General features: G+C 66.8%; 12 protein-coding genes. 6 read left to right on the forward strand and 6 right to left on the reverse strand.

Going from position 1 to position 15,008, the window contains the following annotated elements; genetic code table 11:
• Nucleotides 1-12 precede the first annotated feature (12 nt).
• Nucleotides 13-912 (reverse strand): helix-turn-helix transcriptional regulator, encoded by a 900-nt coding sequence (locus ACIP1U_RS10730; protein WP_400314576.1) that lies wholly within the window; start codon nt 910-912, stop codon nt 13-15.
• A gap of 321 nt (nt 913-1,233) precedes the next feature.
• Here ACIP1U_RS10730 and ACIP1U_RS10735 point away from each other — a divergent pair, with 321 nt between their 5' ends.
• Nucleotides 1,234-1,698: a hypothetical protein gene (locus tag ACIP1U_RS10735; RefSeq protein WP_400314577.1), complete on the forward strand. Its 465-nt coding sequence runs from the start codon at nt 1,234-1,236 to the stop codon at nt 1,696-1,698.
• Nucleotides 1,699-1,721: 23 nt separating this feature from the next.
• Here the strand turns inward: ACIP1U_RS10735 and ACIP1U_RS10740 are convergent, their stop codons facing one another.
• Nucleotides 1,722-3,503, reverse strand: coding sequence for a diguanylate cyclase (locus tag ACIP1U_RS10740; protein WP_400314579.1), 1,782 nt, complete (start codon nt 3,501-3,503; stop codon nt 1,722-1,724).
• Nucleotides 3,504-3,888: 385 nt separating this feature from the next.
• Here ACIP1U_RS10740 and ACIP1U_RS10745 point away from each other — a divergent pair, with 385 nt between their 5' ends.
• Entirely contained in the window at nt 3,889-4,653 is a 765-nt protein-coding gene (locus tag ACIP1U_RS10745; RefSeq protein ID WP_400314580.1) for an aquaporin, read from the forward strand.
• On the opposite strand, the gene ACIP1U_RS10750 is transcribed toward ACIP1U_RS10745, so the two are convergent.
• Nucleotides 4,637-6,343 carry a carbohydrate porin gene (locus tag ACIP1U_RS10750; RefSeq protein WP_400314581.1) on the reverse strand — a complete coding sequence of 569 codons (1,707 nt, stop codon included), beginning with the start codon at nt 6,341-6,343 and terminating at the stop codon, nt 4,637-4,639. The genes ACIP1U_RS10745 and ACIP1U_RS10750 overlap by 17 nt on opposite strands.
• 546 nt (nt 6,344-6,889) lie before the next feature.
• Here ACIP1U_RS10750 and ACIP1U_RS10755 point away from each other — a divergent pair.
• From ACIP1U_RS10755 to dinB, 3 genes are all read left to right on the forward strand, one after another.
• Nucleotides 6,890-8,026 carry a TRAP transporter substrate-binding protein gene (locus ACIP1U_RS10755; protein WP_400314583.1) on the forward strand — a complete coding sequence of 379 codons (1,137 nt, stop codon included), beginning with the start codon at nt 6,890-6,892 and terminating at the stop codon, nt 8,024-8,026.
• 119 nt (nt 8,027-8,145) lie between these two features.
• On the forward strand, nt 8,146-9,048 hold the full coding sequence (rarD, locus tag ACIP1U_RS10760; RefSeq protein WP_400314584.1) for an EamA family transporter RarD: 903 nt from the start codon (nt 8,146-8,148) through the stop codon (nt 9,046-9,048).
• Between the two features lie 47 nt (nt 9,049-9,095).
• Nucleotides 9,096-10,184, forward strand: coding sequence for a DNA polymerase IV (gene dinB / locus ACIP1U_RS10765; protein ID WP_400314586.1), 1,089 nt, complete (start codon nt 9,096-9,098; stop codon nt 10,182-10,184).
• Nucleotides 10,185-10,261: 77 nt separating this feature from the next.
• Here dinB and ACIP1U_RS10770 read toward each other — a convergent pair whose 3' ends face one another.
• Both ACIP1U_RS10770 and ACIP1U_RS10775 read right to left on the reverse strand, forming a co-directional pair.
• Entirely contained in the window at nt 10,262-11,257 is a 996-nt protein-coding gene (locus tag ACIP1U_RS10770; protein WP_400314588.1) for a DUF2272 domain-containing protein, read from the reverse strand.
• Nucleotides 11,258-11,507: 250 nt separating this feature from the next.
• Nucleotides 11,508-11,786 (reverse strand): HU family DNA-binding protein, encoded by a 279-nt coding sequence (locus ACIP1U_RS10775; RefSeq protein WP_012354324.1) that lies wholly within the window; start codon nt 11,784-11,786, stop codon nt 11,508-11,510.
• Between the two features lie 1,024 nt (nt 11,787-12,810).
• Here ACIP1U_RS10775 and ACIP1U_RS10780 point away from each other — a divergent pair.
• On the forward strand, nt 12,811-13,314 hold the full coding sequence (locus ACIP1U_RS10780; protein ID WP_400314590.1) for an SET domain-containing protein: 504 nt from the start codon (nt 12,811-12,813) through the stop codon (nt 13,312-13,314).
• A 13-nt stretch (nt 13,315-13,327) separates the two neighbouring features.
• Here the strand turns inward: ACIP1U_RS10780 and ACIP1U_RS10785 are convergent, their stop codons facing one another.
• Nucleotides 13,328-14,998, reverse strand: a complete 1,671-nt coding sequence (locus ACIP1U_RS10785; RefSeq protein WP_400314592.1) for a sensor histidine kinase — start codon at nt 14,996-14,998, stop codon at nt 13,328-13,330.
• Nucleotides 14,999-15,008 lie beyond the last annotated feature (10 nt).

Below are 15,008 nucleotides of genomic sequence, written 5' to 3' on the forward strand. Positions count from 1 at the left end.
TTTATTCTTTCCCTATCGATTCTTTTGGCTGGTCGGCGCTTGGTAGCCAGGAGCCAGCTTCGCGTTCTCTACCCCGTACAAGGCCAGCGGGTCGCTGAGCCATAGTCGGTACTGTTCATCCTTGATGCTGTGATCCGGCGAGCAGTCCACGCTCCAGCGCAGCAGCATGTAGCCAGCGACTGCGGCGCGAACGCGCGTCCGTATTGCACCATCCTTCATCCCGTAGTCCATCCGAATGATCTCGGGCCGACTCAGGCGCGGGTGAGGCACAAAATCCAACTCAACGATCCGGGTCCACTGGATGTCGTTGTCCGGGCGCTCGTTCGGCAACGGCTCCTCATCGAGCAAGGTGGGCGTTTCGATTCGCGTTACGACGAAGTCGCGGAACTCGCCGCTGTTGCGGTCAAAGGCACGGACGTGCCAGCGCATGCCGGTGTCCACCAAGGCGAAGGGCACGATGACCCGCTCTGACTCTCCACTGCTCATCGAGTGGTAGCGGATCGCGACTGGGCGTTTGGCGTGGATGGCCCGGCAGATCGGAGCCAGCACATCCATCCTGGGGTTGCTGAGGGCTGTTGGTGACTCGCAGGGCAACAACGACTGCGACACCCCGTGAACGCCATCGCCGAACCCCAAGGCCAGCGATGACAGAACGCGCCGCGGGGCGTGCTCGAAGAGCGGGGAGAACAACTGTCCGATACGGTAGATCTTGTGGCTGCCATCGAACGTGATATTCCGCGGCGCGATTTCCCGGTACTGCGCCAAGTCTCGTGTCGCACCTGCCGGTGCAACACCGAAACGCTCGATCAGGTCCGGTCGCCCGATCTCACCGAAGAAGTAGAGCCGGAAGTCGATGTAGGCCAGCCGCTCGCGCTGTGCGTGGCTCAGGCGCTCGACGCGCTGGGGCTGCATGGCGGCAGGCTCCATATCCAGGACAAACGGTTATTGTACTGGATCTGGACATGTATTCTCATCATATTGATGACAATATGCCACCGGTGCTTGAAGCTCAGAAATTCATTCGCCGGCCGCTGGCAACCTATCAAATGTCTTTGCCCGCCACGCAACACCCAATCCAGAAGTAAAAATCTTCTACTTGGCACCCGTTATAGGTATCTCTAGGATTGCCTGACGACCTGCCACCTGGCAGTGCGTCGCGCGCCGGCGAAACCGCACTCGGCTGCAGAACAATGCGGTACCCGGCCAAGGGAAGTCCTTTCTACCGGGGGTCAGATGGATACGTTGATCGGGACGGCCGGCGAGCGCGGCCTGTGGAAGAGCACCATGGCCGCGGCGAGCCAGGCGCTGGGCGCGGCCGGCAAGGTGCAGCAGGCAGTGACGCAGACGCTGAAACTGCAGCGCAAGATCCGCGAACTGCGCGATGCGCTGCACCAGGCCGAGGCAGAGCGCGACGTCTATCGTGAACTCCACGCCCGCACCGTCGACGAACTGCACCAGGCGGTGGACCGCAGTCCGGCCGAGATCCGGCGGCTGCGTGCCGAGACCGAGGCCATGCAGGTGCGCCATCGCGCCTACAAGCTGCTGGTGCAGCACTACATGCGCCTGGGTGCGCCGATCGATCCGGCGTTCTTCGCCGAGCAGCGCAGCCGCGTGCAGCAGCACATCCTGTTCCAGCGCCGCAAAGGCATCCCGGTGTCGCAGATCGGCGTCGACGATATCGCATTCCTGTTGCGCTGATTCGCTGTTGCGCTGATGCGAACTCAGGTCGACCGCTCCGATATATCCGCTTCGCCCGCATGCAGCCCGTCGTCGCTGACGACGCGGTTGCGCCCGTGCATCTTGGCATCGTAGAGGCGCCGGTCGGCAATGGCGAGCAGCGCGTCTAGCGCGAGCGGGGCGTCGCCCGGCGATTCGGCTACGCCGATCGAGATCGTGAAGCGGATCACGCGTTCGGGGCCCGCGGTTCCCGCCTTTGCGGCATGAAGCGCGGGATCGGACTCGGGCTCGGCTTCCGGCTCGGCCGCCACTGTGCAGCCGGCGATCGCCTCGCGCAGGCGCTCCGCGATCCGCACCGCGTCGGCCAGGCCGGTCTGCGGCAGCATCACAGCGAACTCCTCGCCGCCAAGGCGCGCGGGCAGGTCGAAGGCGCGCAGCGTGCCGTGCAGGGCCTGCGCCAGCGCGCCCAGCACGCGGTCGCCGCTGGCGTGGCCCCAGCGGTCGTTGACCTTCTTGAAGAAATCGATATCGATCATCAGCACCGACAGCGCGGTTCCGCCGCGCTGCTGGCGCCTGGCCTCGCGCCCGAAGCTGGCGCGGAAATGCCTGCGGTTGGCCAGGCCTGTGAGCGGGTCCTGCTGCGTCAGTTCCTGCAGCTTCTCGCCCAGCGCAAGGTAGTGATCGAACAGCTGCGTGACCACGCGCATCGTGACCCACAGCAGCAGCGGCAACAGCAGCCAGACGATCAGCAGGGGTCCGCTCAATCGCCTGAACATCGCCGGTGCCAGCGCAGACAGCGGCAGCACGTCGACCACCAGCCACAGGCTTTGCCCAGCGCGCTGGAAGAACAGCAGGTCGCCGTTATGGCTGAGCATGCCGGAGCCGCGCGCGAACAGTTCCGCCACGCGATGTCCTGACCAGTCTCCGGGTACGGCCTCGGGCCACTTCTGCAGGCTGGAGAACCCGCTGCCGGATGACGACACCACATCGCCGTGCATATTGACCATGTAGTGCACCGCGCCCGGCGCGCTGGCGGCACCCAGCAGCTCGTGCAGGCGCTGCTGCGCGACGTCGACGGCGATCACGCCGCGAAACTGGCTGCCGGCATAGACCGGGATGCTGATCGTGGTCAGCACGCGCGCGCCCTCGAATTCGGTATAGAGAGGCGCCCAATGGATTGCGCGGGTCGGGTTCTGCGCCGGCATGTGGCCGCGGTAGTAGTCCATGCTGTCGAATCGCTGCATGAGCCGGACGGCCTTGGCAGGATCCTGCGGCGGATAGATGGCGAAGAAGCCATTGGACGAGATAAACAGCGCATTGCCCTGTATCAGGTCGCCGCGCAGGCCCAGCCCGAGCAGCTGGCTCAGCGTGCGGCCGACCATGAGATCGGCCTTCAGGTCGGCATCGCGGCGGGCAAACCCTTGCAGGCCGGCAAGGCTGTGGGGACCGACGCCGATCAGTGGCGCATCGCCACGCGGCAGGGGCAACTGCCAGACTTCGTCATTGCGGGCAGCATAGGCGCGCTCGATATCGGTATCGGCCGAGCCGACATTGGCGTGCAGCGCGAACAGATGCTCGGAGAAGTCGCGCAGGAAAAACAGGCGGCGGCGTTCGGCGGAAAGAATCGCGTCCACGCCCAGCGCGCGCAGCACCAGCGCATGCTGGTGCGCGCCGATGACGCGCTCGCGCACCAGGTACAACTCACGCGCGGCGACCACCAGCGTGATCAGGAACACCGCGCCGAAGCAAACCAGCACAACCCGTTGCGGGCGCATGACGGCTAGGCGGGGCAGCCAGCGCGGCTGCGGCAGCAAACGTCGCCACATGGGGCGGGCTCCTGTCGGTGCGGTCAGGGGTCGGGCCTGGCATGCCGGCGAGCAGGCGCGCGATATCGGTGCTGGCCGTGCAGGCTGGCTTAGTGTAGACGAGAGCCGGCCCGCAGTGTCGATTCGATACCCGGCGTCAGCACACAACAAAGCCGCCGCGCATTGACGCTCCAGGGCGCCTGGCGGAACACTGTCGCGTCCGCGCGGGGCCTGGCATCGCGCACCGGTTTCGCGCGGACGCCCCCCGCTGAATGCCACCGTATGAGGCGTCGTCTCAGGCGACGTTGTCGATCTTGCCGCTGCAAATTTTCCCCCCTCGTTCCGCACCCATTGCCGCAAACTTGCGCTTGCCTGCCGGCCACTGCGCCGGCATCGGAGCGCAGCGATGAGTACGCGCGCCCGCCGCCTGGTGGCCGAAGGACTGGGCACGGCGCTGCTGGTGGCGATCGTGATCGGCTCGGGCATCCGTGCCGAGCGCCTTGCCGCCGGCGATACCGCGCTGGCGCTGCTTGCCAATTCGCTGGCCACCGGCGCCGGGCTGGTGGCGCTGCTGGTCTCGCTGGGGCCGGTGTCGGGCGGGCACTTCAACCCGGTGGTAAGCCTGTCCGCGCTGGTGCAGGGTACGCTGTCGCCGCGCGATGCGCTGCGCTACGTCGTGGTGCAGCTGGCGGGCGGCGTGTGCGGCGTGCTGGCCGCGCATGCGATGTTCGGCGAGCCGGCGCTCGCGTGGTCGGGTCAGGCCCGTACCGGTGCGGCGATGTGGTGGAGCGAATGCGTGGCAACCTTCGGGCTGGTCGGCGTGGGCATCGGCACGCTGCGCAGCCGGCCGCAGCTGGTGCCATTCGTGGTGGCGGGCTATATCACGGCGGGCTACTGGTTCACGTCATCGACGTCGTTCGCGAATCCGGCGCTGACCATTGCTTGCGCGCTGACCGATACCTTCACCGGAATCAGGCCGGTCGATGTGCCGGGCTTCGTGCTGGCGCAGCTCGGCGGCGGCCTGGCGGCCACGCTGGTGTTCCACTGGCTGTGCCGAAAGCCGGCTGCCGATACCGCTGAGCTTGCCTCGAACGCGGCACCGGCCGACAGCGCAACGACCGCCTCATCATCGCGGCGCGCCTGGCAGACCAGCGCTACCAGCGCCGATTGAGCTGCACGCCGAAGATCGAGCCGCTGGCCTGCGATGCCCACGCGTCGGCCGGCGCGGTATAGCCGATGCCGTCCACGTCGCTGGCGCGGCTGTAGGTATAGAACGCGCGCAGGTTGGCATTGCCGGCCGACTTGCCCAGCGTCAGCGTGGGCGCCACCGTCAGGGCGGTGCGCTGGCCGCTGACGCCGAAACCCGACGAAATCTGGTCGTGCGATACCTCGAAGTTCAGGCGGAACTGGTCGCTCGCCACATAGGTGGGCCGTACGCGCGTGGTGGTCCACTGCAGCGTGCCGACCGGGGAACGGTCGAACTGCAGGCTCTGTTCCACCGCGCCACCCAGCCCCGAGCGGCCTCTCCATTCGATCGATTCCGCCACGCGCATGCGCGACAGGGACGGCCCCATGCCGGTGTAGCCGGTCATGGCATTGCGCGAGCCTGAGCCGAACTGCATGCCCAGGCGATTGGTGCCGTACAGCACGCCTTTCTGCTCATGCAGCGCCGACGCCCACCATGCGCCGCCGGTGTCTTGCACCATCGGCTGGGCTTCGACGCGGGTGAAGCCCAGTTGCACCGAGCCCCTGTCGTTGGTCGGGATGGGCGCGGTGCGCAGCGAGTGGTAGCTCGGCAGGTTCTGGCCGTTCTGGTCCGCGCGCGCAGTGTACTGGTAGTTCAGGCCGATGTCGCCGATCACCTTGGCGTTGTCGACGCCGAAGCGCATCGCCGTGGAATTGGGCGGCAGCAGGCCGGATGACATCAGGAACGGCGCGTTGTCGCGCCGGCCGGCCCACATGGTGGCGCCGTCCAGCACAGCCAGGCCGCTGACGGCGGTATAGAACTGCGGCACCAGCGCGTAGGGATCGATCGCGGCGGGACGGCCGTTGACGGTGGTGGCGTCGGTGCCGCGCGCCTGGGCAATCAGCATCACCTGCGCACCGCCATCGAGGTCAAGCACCGACTCGCGGATTTTCACTTCACCGGCGCTGCGGCAGGCCAGACCGCTGCCGATGCCGGTCGACAGCGCGCCGCCCGGGCAGGCGCGCATGGTGGCGGGGCGGTCTTCGACGGCGGCGCGGCCGCTGTAGCCCAGGCGCCACACCGAGTCGCCCGCGGGATCGTCGGCGGGAAGTTGCGAGCGCAGCACAGGCGGCGCTTCGGATGGTGTCTCGGACGTGGTGGCGGCCGGCGCTTCCGGGGCTGCATCCGCCGGTGCATCGGTCCTGGCCGCTGCCAGCTGTTCCGGCGGATCGGCCCGGAATTCGCCCAGCCGGGGCGGGAACAGCACCAGCGGCGGAGGCTGGGGCGCGGGTGGCTCCGGCGGTCCAACGAAGCCGGGATCGGTCACGGTGGTGCCGGCAACTGTCGCGGGCAGGCTGCCCTCGGACTGCGCTGCGGCTGGCGTTACTGGCGCAGTCTCGGAACCAGCCGCCGGGGCCGCATTGCCGGCGATCAGCGCCGCCAGCGGATCGTCCTGTCCCGCGGCGACTGCCGCGGCGGTGGGCTGGGTGGTGGGCTGGCCGGCGGCCGCCGCCACATTCGGGGCCAGCACCACTGGCGGCACCGCTGGACGCTGCGCAATGCGCGGCGGCTGCGTGCCGTCGCCCGCGGCCACTGCCATTGGCCCGCCGGTCTGCGTGCATGCCACCAGCCCCCAGGCGGCCAGCACGGCAAAGCCTGGGCGGCGCACGGGCAAGCCCCCCGGCCCGGCGGCAGGGCTCGGGCAGGGCAGGACGGCGGCAGGCCGGCAGGAGGTGGGCAGCAGGACGAACGGCAAGACAGACAACAAGGCGAACAACGATTCCAGCGGGCAGTCCCTCGGCCGGAATGAGACAAACCGGCGAAACAAACCCGCCAAAGGCGGGGACTGTTTTTTATCAGCCGCTCCATTTGACCGCAAGCCGGGTTACAAAATCCATCACAGTGTTGGTCGTCTCACAATGCGAAAATCACACGCCGCCTGTCGCAATCGACTAGCGAAAACCCGTATTGGCGCGATGCTCCGTGCCGAAAGGGCCACCGCTATAATCGGCTGGCTTGTCTTTCGGGTAAGACAGCCCTCGCCGTGCGACGCAAGTCCCGGCCATGCAGGGCACACCGCCGTGCCCGTTCGCAACAGGCACAGCTTGCGCAGGCCGCCTATCGACACGATCGCCGGCGGCATGTGCGTCACGGTCCGGCGCCCGGCACCAAGCGAGCCGCGCTTGCATCCGAACCAATATCTATAAGAGGAGAAGTAGAGATGGAACGTCGTTCCTTTCTGTTGAAGGCGTCGGCCGTGGCCGCCACCGGGGCATTGGCCGCGTGCGGCAAGGGTGAAGAGAAGGCAGCGCCTGTCGCCGCCAGCGGTCCGGCAGCACCGGCCGTGGTCGGCAGTAACCCGGCCGTGGAATGGCGCCTGGCCTCGAGCTTCCCCAAGTCGCTCGACACCATTTTCGGCGCCGCCGAGCTGCTGTCGGCGCGTGTGAAGGAACTGACCGACGGCAAGTTCAACATCAAGGTCTTCGCGGCAGGCGAGATCGTACCGGGCCTGCAGGTGCTGGACTCGGTGCAGAACAACACCGTGCAGATCGGCCACACCGCCGGCTACTACTACTTCGGCAAGAACCCGACGCTGTGCTTCGACACCACTGTGCCGTTCGGCCTGACCGCGCGCCAGCAGAACGCCTGGATGCTGCAGGGCAACGGCATGAAGCTGATGCGCGAATTCTTCAAGGAATACAACGTCGTCAACTTCCTGGGCGGCAACACCAACGCGCAGATGGGCGGCTGGTTCCGCAAGGAAATCAAGACCGTGGCCGACCTGCAGGGCCTGAAGTACCGTATCGCCGGTTTCGCCGGCGTGGTGCTGTCGCGCCTGGGCGTGGTGCCGCAGCAGATCGCCGGCGGCGACATCTACCCGGCGCTGGAAAAGGGCACGATCGACGCGGCCGAGTGGGTGGGCCCGTACGATGACGAGAAGCTGGGCTTCTACAAGGTGGCGCCTTACTACTACTACCCGGGCTGGTGGGAAGGCAGCGCGCAGCTGTCGTTCTACGCCTCGGCCAGCGAATATGAGAAGCTGCCGGCACTGTACAAGCGCGCGCTGGAAACGGCGACCATCGAGGCCCACACCACCATGATGGCCAAGTACGACACGGTCAACCCGCAGGCGCTGGCGCGCCTGCTGGAAAACGGCGTCAAGCTGCGCCCATTCTCCAAGGAAATCATGGAAGCCTGCTTCAAGGCGACCCAGGAAGCCTACGCCGACGAGACCGCCAAGAACCCGTCGTTCAAGAAGATCTACGACGACTGGCGCGTATTCCGCAACAACGAGGCGGCGTGGTTCAACGTGGCCGAGCAGGCCTACGCGCAGTTCAGCTTCGCGCGCAAACTCTAAGCACGTTCCGGCCGGTGCCGGGCACAAACCCCATGCCTGTCCGCGGGCATGGGGTTTTTTATTGCCCGGCGAGCTTTCCCCGGCGCCGGTAGAATCGCCGGCATCGACCGGAATTCCCTATGCAAATCGGCATCCTTTACGCGCTCCTGGCTTATGTCATCTGGGGGCTGCTCCCGCTCTATATCAAGTCGCTGCCCGGCATTGCGCCGACGGAGATCCTGCTGCACCGGATGGTGTGGTCGCTGGTGTTCCTGGGGCTGATCCTGGCCTGGCGGCGCCAGTGGGCCTGGCTCGGGCAGTTGAAGGACCGGCGCCTGCTGCAGTCGTTCGGCGCCAGCGCGGCGCTGCTGTGCGCCAACTGGTTTCTCTATATCTGGGCGGTGTCGGCCAATCGCGTGGTCGATGCCAGCCTGGGCTACTTCATCAATCCGCTGTTCAGCGTGCTGCTGGGCGTGGTGTTTTTGCACGAGCGGCTGCGTCCGGTGCAGTGGCTGTCGATCGCGGTGGCCGCCGCCGGGGTGGCGTGGCTGACGGTGGCGGCGGGCCAGTTGCCCTGGATCGCACTGGGGCTGGCGGCCAGCTTCGGCGGCTATGGGCTGTTGCGCAAGACGGGGGCGCTGGGGGCGCTCGAAGGACTGTCGCTGGAGACGCTGCTGCTGTTTCCATTTGCCGCGGCGATGCTGGCCTACCTGTTCACCACGGGGCAGGATGGCTTTACTCACGCAGCGCCAGGTACGCAGCTGCTGCTGCTGATGGCCGGGCCGGTGACGGCGGTGCCCCTGCTGTTCTTCGCCGCGGGCGCGCGGCGCATCCCGCTGTCGCTGCTGGGGCTGCTGCAATACACCGGGCCGACGCTGCAGCTGCTGCTGGGCGTGTGGCTGTGGCATGAACCGTTTCCCGCGCAGAAGCAGGCCGGCTACGCGCTGATCTGGATTTCGCTGGCGCTGTATGCGGCGGAAGGGTTGTGGATGAACAGCCGGCAAAAGGCGGCTTCCATCCAGGCGACTAATGAATCGATTTAAATCAACCAATCGTTCATTCTTCTCGTAGATAAACCTGGTACCTGGCAATGTCCGCGCCGCCTGATGCCACGCCCCCGGTCCAGCGCAAGATCATCCATTGCGACTGCGATTGCTTCTACGCTTCGGTCGAGATGCGCGACGACCCGTCGCTGCGCGGCCGGCCGATGGCCGTGGGCGGCTCGCCCGACCGGCGCGGGGTGATCGCTACCTGCAATTACGAAGCGCGTGCGTTCGGTGTGCGCTCGGCCATGGCGTCGGCGCAGGCGGTCAAGCGCTGCCCGGATCTGCTGATCCTGCGCCCGGCCATGGACAAGTATCGCGAAGTGTCGCGCCAGATCTTTGCGATCTACCGCGAATACACCGAGCTGGTCGAACCGCTGTCGCTGGACGAGGCCTACCTCGACGTCAGCCTGTGCACGCGCCACGCCGGCAGCGCGACCCGCATTGCCGAAGAAATCCGCCAGCGCGTGCGCGACCAGGTCGGCGTGACCGTTTCCGCCGGCGTCGGGCCGAGCAAATTCGTCGCCAAGATCGCCAGCGACTGGAACAAGCCCGACGGGCTGTTCGTAGTCCGCCCGGCGGCGGTTGATGCCTTCGTCGCCGCGCTGCCGGTCGACCGCATCCACGGGGTCGGCAAGGTCACCGCCGCCAAGCTGCGGGGGCTGGGCGCGCAGACCTGCGGCGACCTGCGGCCGTGGTCGCCGGACCGGCTGCACCGCGAATTCGGCGCGTTTGGGACGCGGCTCTACAAGCTGTGCCGCGGCGTGGACGACCGCGAGGTCACGCCCGAGCGCGAGCGCAAGTCGATCAGCGTGGAAGAGACCTATGCCGACGACCTGCCCGACCTGCAGGCGTGCCTGGCCGAACTGGAGCCGCTGATCGCCATGCTCGAGGCGCGCATTGCCCGCGCGCAGGCGCACGGCACCATCGACAAGCTGACGGTCAAGCTGCGCTTTTCGGATTTCCGCCAGACCACGGTGGAATGCCGCGGCCATGCGCCCGACCGCGCTGTCTATGCGCGCCTGCTCGCAGAAGGCCACGCCCGGCGCGGGCTACCGGTGCGGTTGCTGGGGGTAGGGGTGGCGACCAGCGACCGGAATCAGTCGCAGCTCGAGCTGTTTGAGCTGTTCGAGTAACGCCAAACTATTCATTCGAATAATCATCGAGCGAATTTTCACCTACGAATGATTATTCACACCAATAAGCGTACCGCCTATTGCAGGTTGTTCCGCATCACCAGCAGCCAGGGCATATGCGAATTGGTTACGCCATCGATCCGCCCCGAATCGCCCAGTTCGATTTCCTCTATCGATACCGATTGCTGGACATTGCCGCCAATGGCACGCACCACCCGCGCCGCCGGATCGACGGCCACCACGATGTCGCAATGCATCGGCGTGGTGCCGAAGCCGATCTCGGCCACATCCTCCAGGTAGCGGTCGCGTCCGCGTCCGGAACAGACGATGTCGCCCGGGCGGGGCATGGCCGGAACGGGTTCGATGCGGAAGGCGGGACGGGCAAGGATGCCGTCGCGCGCATCGACCACGTACATCGAATGTGACTGGCCGGTCAGGAACTGCTGCTCATCCAGCCCGGCCTTGCGCAACACCCAGGAGATAAACACCGCCGACCAGGCCCACGCGCCTTGCGTGACCTGCCCGCAGCTGGGGGTTTCGCCGACGATGCCCCAGTAACGCCGGGCCAGCGTGCAGCCCGTCGGCGTGGCCTCCATGCCGGTGCCGTCCGGAAAGGTCATGCAATCGGCGCGCGGCCACTTGACGTTGTGGTTGTCGGTGTCGGCGCTGGTGCCGCTGGCGGGCGCTCCGGTATTGGCTTTGTCGTCGGGTTGCACCTCCGGCGGTTCCGGCAAGGCCGGGGGCAGTTCGGGCGCCGGCACCGGGCTGTAGGTGACGCAAGCGCTGTCGTCGCGGCCGAGGCGCACCACCTGCCCGCCCCAGCGTGCCCACTCCTGCGTGGCGATCTCGACGATGCGCTCGCGCGGTGTGGCGCCGGGCGTGGTGACCGGCCGCTCGTTGTCGGGCAGCGGGCGTGCCTGCGGGCGCGCGGGTTCGCTGACGGTGGTGCAGGCGCTCAGCAGCGCCAGCGCCGCGGCGGCGCAGATTGCTTGTGGAGAAACCTGTGGAATCCGCTGTGGAAAGCGCTGTGCATAACGCTGTGGAGATCTGCGGCGCAATGGACGGGCGAACATGAAAGCCCCACATGGCTCGGCGCCCTATCCGGCCCTGCATCGGCCTTGGCTGGACGCCCGTTGGAAGACCTGGCGCGCAACCGCTTCGGCAATGGCTTCGGCGATGCGGCGGATACTGCAGAAAACGTCGATCCCTGCTGTGGATAACGTCCCCCGCCTGGCGCTCACCTGCGCCCTGGTCGAAGCTTGCGGCCGGCGGCGGCATGGCGGGGTCAAACAAACACGGGCCGTGCAGTGCAGCCCGTCAGGCTCACTGGTTGACAGCGTCCTTGAACTTCTGGCCGGCCTTGAACTTCACGGTCTTGGCGGCTTCCACCTTGATTTCTTCGCCGGTACGCGGGTTGCGCGCCATGCGCTCGCCACGCTCGCCCTTGCTGAACGTGCCAAAGCCGATAAGGCTCAGCGTATCGCCCTTTGCCACGGCGTCCATGATGGCCGACAGGGTCACGTTCAGTGCCTGTTCTGCCTTGGCCTTGGTCAGACCGTCCACACCGGCTGCGATAGCGTCGATCAGTTCGGTTTTCGTCATGCTTCACTCCGTATCGAGTTGATAAAACACAGGCGTCCCGGTTGGCGGCAGCCAGGCTGGCACCGCCCCGGCAAAGACGCCGCGGGCCACATGATACCGTGTCGGACAAGGCGCACCGGGAACAGATTGTTACCTGCAGTTTTCCGCAAGGCCGCATCAGGCCGTGGCTGGCGGCAAATCGACGCGTCGACAAGGCAGGTTTCGAGCCCTGCCGTTGCGGCGCAAACGCCTCGCATCGAGCGCAGGGACGGCCACATGGCGCTGCACAGGCGTGCAGCTATGCCGCCACCTCAAGGGTAGCCCTGGGGGTCGGTATAACGCCATGAAGCGCTGCAAAGGCGTTTACAGGCCCTCTGGGATAGCAACAGCTGGCCGGGGGAGCCTCCTGCACGTAAACGCGCCTCCATGCGCGCAGGAGCCCACAGTTCAACTGCACTATGTTGCATCCGCCGGAGATCAGGGTCAGCACCTTGGCAGGCTCGGTATTCGGCTCGTGCATGCCTGGATCCGGTCGTCCAGCCACGTGTATACGGCAACCCTCCCGAGCGCCGGTATACGTCGGACTCTTGCCGCTGCCCTGTGCCTGTCTTTCGGTTTACATCTTTCTTTCATGTATACAGATAGTAGTAGTAGGTAAACATCGCCTCCATCTGTGGAAAACCACGTAAACGTCTTTGCCGTCAACGGTTTACGTATACGAGAAGTGGCCGTATCCGGTGTTGGTCGCAGTGGATGAATCAGCCTTAGGGATGAGGTCTTGCGGTAAACGCCTACGACTTATGCCTGAGGCATCCCCATGCCAGCCCCAGGCAGCCCACATCGAATCCGCGTGCTTTTCCACAGAAGGAGGCCGGGTTATCCACATGCGCGAGGCTTGCGTGATCAGGTCGTATACCCGCCAGGGCGCGTGCCGTGTAGGTGCGGCTAACCCCGGGGGTTGCGTATACGTGCCGCAGCCGCGCCGGTATCATGCGCGATCGCGGCGGAATGGCCCGCGCAGGCAATGACACGCACGGAAAGGCAAATGGCGGACAAGGCAAAGCACAAGGCAGCGGGCAAGAAGACAGCGAGCGACCGGATCGAGGTGCGCCAGTCAGGCGTGCACGGCAAGGGCGTATACGCGATCGCGTCCATCGCCGAAGGCGAGCGCGTGATCGAGTACAAGGGCGAGCACATCTCTTGGAAGAAGGCACTGGAGCGCCACCCGCACGATCCCAGCGATCCCAACCACACCTTCTACTTCAGCCTGGACGATGGCAGCGTCATCGATGCCAAGTTCGGCGGCAACCGCGCGCGCTGGATCAACCATGCCTGCGAGCCCAATTGCGAGGCGCGCGAGAAGAAGGGCCGCGTCTTCATCCACGCGCTGCGCGATATCTCCGAGGGCGAAGAGTTGTTCTATGACTATGGCCTGGTGATCGAGGCGCGCTATACGGCCAAGCTGAAGAAGGAATTCGAGTGCCGCTGTGGCAGCGCGCGATGCCGCGGCACCATGCTGGCGCCGAAGGACAAGAAAAAGAAGAAGTAAGGCTGGAGGCCGTTCAGCCGGCCGAATGGGTCGACCCGGCCGACCCGGCCGGCTCGCACGGGATCCGGATCACGAAGCGCATCACCGGCCGGCGCTCCGGCGTGCCCTCGGTGCCCTGCAGGCTGGCCGGCTGCCGTGGCACGTCCTCGATATGGATGGTGCCCTGGTGCAGGGTCACGATCTCGTGCACGATCGCCAGTCCGAGGCCGGCGCCGCCGCTCTGGGCCGCACGGTCACCGCGGAAGAAGCGCTTGAACACCTCTTCGCGCCGCTGCGGCGGGATGCCGGGCCCGTTGTCTTCGATCATCACCACCGCCATGCCGCGGTGACCCATGGCCTCGCCGCCGGCGCGCACGGTGATGCGGCCGCCGGCCGGCACATACTTCACCGCATTGTCGATCAGGTTGGACAGCGCCTCGCGCATCAGCAGGCGGTTGCCGCGCACGACCGCGGGCGTGCTGCCGGTGAAGGTTGGCCCGGGCAGGATCTCGAAACCCAGGTCGATGCGCCGCGCGAGCGCCTGCGGCACCCATTCGGCGCCGGTCTCGAAGGCAAGCTCGGCCAGGTCGAAGTGCTCCACCGGCCCCAGCCGCTCCAGCGACAGCCCAGGCTCGGCGCGCGCCAGCGACAGCAGCTGGTTCGACAGGCGCACCGCGCGGTCGGCGGCGGTCTGGACTTCGCGCAGGGCATGCCGGGCGACATCCGGCGAATCGGCTTCCATGGCGCGGTCGGCATGCAGCTTGACCGCGGTCAGCGGCGTGCGCAGCTGGTGCGCGGCATCGGCGATGAACTTGCGCTGCGCGTCGAGGGCGTCGCGCAGCCGCGCCAGCAGCGCGTTCAGGCCGCGGATCAGCGGCGCCACCTCGGCCGGCACCTGGGTTTCGTCCAGCGCCGCCAGCGAGCGCGCGGTCTGCCGGTTGAGCTTGTCGGCCAGGATCTGCAGTGGCACCAGCTCTTCCTTGAGCACGTGCGACAGGATCAGGCTGCCGACCAGCAGCAGCAGGATCAGCGGCACCGACACCGACAGCAGGATCTCGTTGGCGGCGGTTTCGCGCCGGTCCAGCAGCTCGGCCACCTCGACCACGATGGGCCCGCGCGCGGGCTTGCCGGCCTCGCTGGTGCCGAGCTCGTCCACCGCGGCGCTGGGCAGCATCACCGGCAGCCGCACCGCGCGCACCTGGCGCCCGCTGAACCAGGCGTAGAACAGCCGGGCATCATGCAGCGTGGTCTGGCCGGTGCCGTAACCGAGCCAGGTGTCCATGCCGCCGATCAGGCCATCGGGCCCGTGGATGCGCCAGTAGATGCGGTCGGTGCCCTCGGCCTCGACCAGCGTCTGCGCGATCATCGGGATATCCTGCTCCAGCCGCGGGCCGGCGATGCGGATCTGCTGGGCAATGTTGTTGGCCACGCCGTACAGCGCGCGGTCGAATACCTGCGTGGTGTAGTGCGCCGCCAGCCAATAGGACAGCGAGCCGCTGGTCAGCACCAGCGCGAACAGCGGCGTCGCCAGCGCGCGCAGCAGGTGTACGCGCAGGCTGATGTTGGAGCCGGGGCGGGTGGCCTGGCGCGTCGGCGCGGCGCCTGCGTTGTCAGTCGCGGCGGAGGATGGGAGCACGTTCCGCGTTGCGATGCGGGACGAAGTGCGCCAGGAAATCCGGGAGGAGGTGCGGGTGCGGGGCCACATTGCCAGCTGG

The organism is Cupriavidus sp. NPDC089707 (genome assembly GCF_044748965.1).
Lineage (GTDB): Bacteria > Pseudomonadota > Gammaproteobacteria > Burkholderiales > Burkholderiaceae > Cupriavidus.

Coding starts and splice junctions, on each gene's coding strand:
- ACIP1U_RS10730 (WP_400314576.1), bottom strand. CDS start 912: ATGCAGCCCCAGCGCGTCGAGCGCCTGAGCCACGCACAGCGCGAGCGG.
- ACIP1U_RS10735 (WP_400314577.1), top strand. CDS start 1,234: ATGGATACGTTGATCGGGACGGCCGGCGAGCGCGGCCTGTGGAAGAGC.
- ACIP1U_RS10740 (WP_400314579.1), bottom strand. CDS start 3,503: ATGTGGCGACGTTTGCTGCCGCAGCCGCGCTGGCTGCCCCGCCTAGCC.
- ACIP1U_RS10745 (WP_400314580.1), top strand. CDS start 3,889: ATGAGTACGCGCGCCCGCCGCCTGGTGGCCGAAGGACTGGGCACGGCG.
- ACIP1U_RS10755 (WP_400314583.1), top strand. CDS start 6,890: ATGGAACGTCGTTCCTTTCTGTTGAAGGCGTCGGCCGTGGCCGCCACC.
- rarD (WP_400314584.1), top strand. CDS start 8,146: ATGCAAATCGGCATCCTTTACGCGCTCCTGGCTTATGTCATCTGGGGG.
- dinB (WP_400314586.1), top strand. CDS start 9,096: ATGTCCGCGCCGCCTGATGCCACGCCCCCGGTCCAGCGCAAGATCATC.
- ACIP1U_RS10770 (WP_400314588.1), bottom strand. CDS start 11,257: ATGTTCGCCCGTCCATTGCGCCGCAGATCTCCACAGCGTTATGCACAG.
- ACIP1U_RS10775 (WP_012354324.1), bottom strand. CDS start 11,786: ATGACGAAAACCGAACTGATCGACGCTATCGCAGCCGGTGTGGACGGT.
- ACIP1U_RS10780 (WP_400314590.1), top strand. CDS start 12,811: ATGGCGGACAAGGCAAAGCACAAGGCAGCGGGCAAGAAGACAGCGAGC.
- ACIP1U_RS10785 (WP_400314592.1), bottom strand. CDS start 14,998: ATGTGGCCCCGCACCCGCACCTCCTCCCGGATTTCCTGGCGCACTTCG.